Source organism: Synechococcus sp. H55.11, assembly GCF_047462475.1.
Lineage (GTDB): Bacteria > Cyanobacteriota > Cyanobacteriia > Thermostichales > Thermostichaceae > Thermostichus.
Genome location: NZ_JANSJI010000229.1, coordinates 1 through 4,570, shown reverse-complemented (window position 1 = coordinate 4,570; position 4,570 = coordinate 1). Strand labels below are relative to the sequence as shown.

Here is a 4,570-nt window from a genome sequence, read left to right as displayed (position 1 = left end):
GAAGAGTTTATCCAACGTGGGATCCAACTGGGCAACAATCCGGAGCAACTCAACCGAATTAAAAAGCAAATCAAAGATTCTCGCCGCTGGTCGATAATTTGGGATCCGCGCGAGCATGCCCGCAGCATGGAAGCTGCCTTCTTCCACATTCTGGAAGGCAAACCTCATGAAGCCTATGTCTTTCATCCTAACGACTTGTACTCCAGCCCAGACGAATGGAATCAAGCAGGGATCCAGCTCATCCGTTCCCTAGGCGCCGAGGCTTCCGTTTCAGCACGGCAATCTACTTGGGAAGAAGCGTTATCTTTGTGGCGAAGAGGTCTGGCAAGGGATCCCTATCATGTTCCCTGTTGGCTAAACCGAATCCATGCCCTATTGGTATTGGGAGATCGTTCTCGCGCTTTTGAGGATGCCTATGCTCTACTGGAGTTTTTGTGTACGGAAGCCCAGGATCTGCAACCTTCCCAGTTGACAGATGTTCCCATTTGGGTTCAAAGCGAAGGTTTTTCGGATCCCGCTGCTTCTACAAAACATACCTACCTATACTATTTAGCTAAGTGGATGGCCGCCCACATTGGGGTTGTATATAGCCCAGGAGCCATGAGGTTTTGGAACCTGACTTATTCTATAAACCCAGATGACACACAGGCAGCCTTGGCGGTGGGAGTTGAGCTCCTCTCGCAGAGAAAGATAGAAGGGCTAGTGCCAATCAACCGCGTGCTCAGTCTCGAGCCAAACCATCAATTAGCAGGTCTAGTCAAGCAAATTGCGATGTGGGAAGTTGTACACCAAGTGCGCACAGCTTCTTTGCCTGGCCAGCCGGATCTTTATCTCGACTACGAAAATTGTAGGCTTTCACTAGAACCTTCATTCTCAAGTATCGTGACCCGAGTCCTACTTACCCAAGGGGAGTGGTTTGAGGAAGAAGTGGATTTCTGCCGTCACTTCCTAAAAGCAGGCATGAATGTTATTGATGTGGGCGCTAATGTTGGGGTGTACACTTTTCTTGCTGCACGCCGAGTCGGCCCGGCAGGCAGTGTGATTGCAGTTGAGCCGACACCTTCCTGCATTCAACATCTGCAAAAGACAATCAGTGCTAACTCCCTAGACAATATTGTTTCCCTTGTTGAGTCTGCTGCTGGAGACCATGAGGGTACCGTCCAATTTCAGGAAGAAAGGGCTACCGTATTTAACTCCATCAGTGCTTCAGGGCCAGTGTCAGAACAAAGATCAAGAGATGAAAAAGTAGTAAGTCTTACTACTTTGGATTCTATCTGGCGCTCGCAGGGAAAGCCGCAAATCGATCTCATCAAGATCGATGCAGAAGGCGCCGAAGAGCAGGTCATATCCGGCGCGCTAGAGTTGGTTGCTGCCACCCAGCCTATTGTTATTTTTGAGAATATCAGCGGTTCTAAAGTTACGGGATCTGCTACCGCGAAGATCCTGGAGTCGCTGGGATATGGGTTTTATACCTACAACCGTTTCCTGAATAAACTCACCAAAGTTAAACCCCAGCAATATCCAGTTTCCGCCTTAAATATCATCGCAATCCACCCCTCAAGCTTGGAAAAAGTGGCAGATATGATACCAGCCTAGACTTACCAAATTCCTTGAAGAAGCAAGCCTTGAGCAAAATTAACTAACCCGAAGAACGCAGCGACTCCATCAACTGCTGGGGCGTCATCTGCTCGTAGGGCTCGAAGGGCTGGTGGATCCAGGGGTTATCGGGCAGGTAGTCCACGTAGTAGTCGGGCTGGTAGACAGAGGCCGCTTTGTACCAGAGTACGCCAGTGCGGATTTCCTCGATGTAAAAGCCGTAGTGGTGCTTAAGCCAGTGGACGGAGCGCTTCAGGGTCATGCCAGAATCGGCCAGGTCGTCCACCAACAACACATGGCTGCCCAGGTTGGCAGTGGTCATGGCCAGATCTCTTTGAGGAAAAACTTACGTTTCTGAGCGAGCAAGCTTGACCGCACAAGTCTAGTGGTTTACGCTGTAAGGAGAAACCATGAGAACTGTGTAGCCAAATGACAGAGAGCATTGCTAGGCATGACTACGTTAGTACCTCCTTTCAGAAAATCTATTTAGATCATTGCTTCCCTAATATGCGAGTTGGTAATGCGGATCAACGCTTCCCGTCTTACCTGCGCAGACATATTCCTCACCTTTGTTACGTGGATTGCCGCAATCCTTCAGTTAATTTTGTCAGTCGAGATGAAGCCCACATTCTCTACAACACTGCTCTCGAACTTAAAGGTAAATCTGCACTGGAAATCGGCTGCTGGCTAGGTTGGTCAACTGCTCACCTTGCAGCAGGTGGAGTTGTCCTTGACGTCGTGGATCCTGCCCTATTTGACCCAGTAGTCTATGAAAGTGTGGAGCAGTCCTTATGCCTAGCAGGAGTTCGCTCCAACGTTAACTTACATCCTGGCTATAGTCCAAAGAAAGTGGAAGAAATTGCCTTGCAAACTAACCGTCGCTGGTCTTTAATTTTTATTGATGGAAACTGTGAATCTCCTGCCCCCCTGCAGGATACTCGAGTAGTAGAAAGATATGCTGCTGAAGACTGCTTAGTTCTTTTTCACAATCTTGTTTTGCCAAGTGTAGCTGAAGGCTTAAACTACTTGAAGGATCGTGGTTGGAAAACAATGATCTATCAAACTATGCAGATTATGGGCGTAGCCTGGCGAGGTAATGTTCGACCAGTTGATCATATGCCAGATCCAAATGTGCACTGGACGTTACCTGAGCATCTCGGAGATTATTGCATTAGTGGGTTTGATCCTGTAATGCTCCAAGATTGGAAAACCGGTCTTCCAAAGGATGTCATGAACTCTATACAACGCGGGAGTTTAGCTTACTCATACAAAGGTATTCCTACAACTAAAAATCCTTTCGACATAGCTCTTTATCCTCTCTTGATTTGGCAAGTTAAGCCGAGAACGATCATTGAGATTGGCTCGTATTGTGGTGGAAGTGCTCTATGGTTGGGAGATATTTTGAGTAGTTTTGGCTTAGGTGCACACATCTACTCTATTGATGTAAATCGAGTCACGAGTTTATCTCATCCAAAAGTAACCTATCTTAGAGGAAATGGGCGTGAGCTTGAAGCAATACTGTCACCTTTTTTCCTCTCTAGACTACCGAGGCCATTACTTGTAATTGAAGATGCTGACCATCAGTACGAAACTACAATTAAGGTTCTTGAGTTTTTCCACCAACATCTCCTACCAGGAGAGTATATTATTATTGAGGATGCGATCGTCTCTGATATGGGAGAAGATATCCTTTATAATGGCGGACCGAAGCGTGCAGTCAGAGAGTTTTTGTCGAAATATCCTGATAGATACGAAATAGATAGAAGTTACTGTGATTTTTTTGGATCAAACTTCACTTGGTGCGTTAATAGCTATCTGAAGAAAAAAAATAAAGCTAACCAAGATTTAGATTTTCAAGTTGCTTGCGAAGCCCTACGTTTGCCTACTCTCTCAAAGTCGGAGTACTTCTTGGAGCTTTATCTATCTGCCAAAAAGATTTGTCAAGAAGATATCCCGGGAAATTTTGTAGAGTATGGGAAAGGAGGAAGCTCCGCTTTACTAGCTTGGGTGATTAGGCACCACAGCCATAGACCCCGCAAAGTCTACGTCCTCTTTGAAGAAAATCTTGATAAAGAAGCAGATAAGGCAAGTACTAGAACAGACGAAAGCTTACAACATTTGGGTGAAAAGCTTGAAGTTGGGGAATGTATTATTCCAGTTACTTTGTCTGAGAGTAACCTAGCTGCTTCCTTAAAGGAAGTTGGGGAAGTTGCATTGCTTTATATTCATGCCAATGGCGACTACAAGTCAACTATAAATGCACTTCGCAACTTATACAGTCAGGTTAGCTCAAAAGGTCTGATCCAGATTGAGGGCTATGGTCTTTGGGAAAGTTGCAGGCAGGCAGTTCATGACTTTGAGCAGGAAATACAGTCGTTCTTTCACATCCACATAATTGATCACACCGGAGCTTGGTTTACACCCGGGGAAAATAACCCAATTTTGCTATCCCAAGAAAAGCCAAGTTTCCCAGTTTCTAGAGTTTGCTTGGGCAAAGTTAGTTTAGCTCTGTTTCCCGATTGGGATCCCAGTTTCCAAGAAGCGACTATTTCCAGTCTGGAGCTTTTACTGGAGTTTATTCTGCTTAGCCCGATCCCTCAGGATTATGCCTTGATTGTATCCGCAGAGCTAGATTATGGAATGGCCGAGTCAATTCTGGAAACGGCAGCGGCTAACGTTACCCTCAAACTAACCGATTCAGGTTACGAGTTAAAGGAAGAGCCGTCTATTTCTCTGGTCAAAACTCTCAACTCGGAGCAGTGGAAACGGCTGCTGGCTCAGGTCAACTACCACTATCCTCTTGCTCACGAGCAGATCCCTGCTGGGGTCCGCCCTGCCTTAGATAGGGTACCTCGCTTTGAGCTGCCGTCTAGATAGAGACATCACAAGGGTGAATTTGTAGACTCGCAGAGGACCAAGCTAACCCGAAGAACGCAGCGACTCCATCAACTGCTGGGGCGTCATCTGCTCGTAG

The 4,570-nt window shown here is 46.5% G+C and carries 3 protein-coding genes; 2 read left to right on the top strand and 1 reads right to left on the bottom strand.

All coding sequences use genetic code 11. The features are described from left to right. Positions 1-1,596, top strand: a 1,596-nt coding sequence (locus tag NW853_RS09135; RefSeq protein WP_414348865.1) for an FkbM family methyltransferase, incomplete at its 5' end; no start/stop codon positions are given. Positions 1,597-1,639: 43 nt separating this feature from the next. Here NW853_RS09135 and NW853_RS09130 read toward each other — a convergent pair. Beyond that, positions 1,640-1,918, bottom strand: coding sequence for a phosphoribosyltransferase (locus NW853_RS09130; protein WP_414348864.1), 279 nt, complete (start codon positions 1,916-1,918; stop codon positions 1,640-1,642). Positions 1,919-2,025: 107 nt separating this feature from the next. Between NW853_RS09130 and NW853_RS09125 the strand changes: the two genes are divergently transcribed. After that, on the top strand, positions 2,026-4,473 hold the full coding sequence (locus tag NW853_RS09125) for a class I SAM-dependent methyltransferase (RefSeq protein ID WP_414348863.1): 2,448 nt from the start codon (positions 2,026-2,028) through the stop codon (positions 4,471-4,473). Positions 4,474-4,570: the final 97 nt, after the last annotated feature.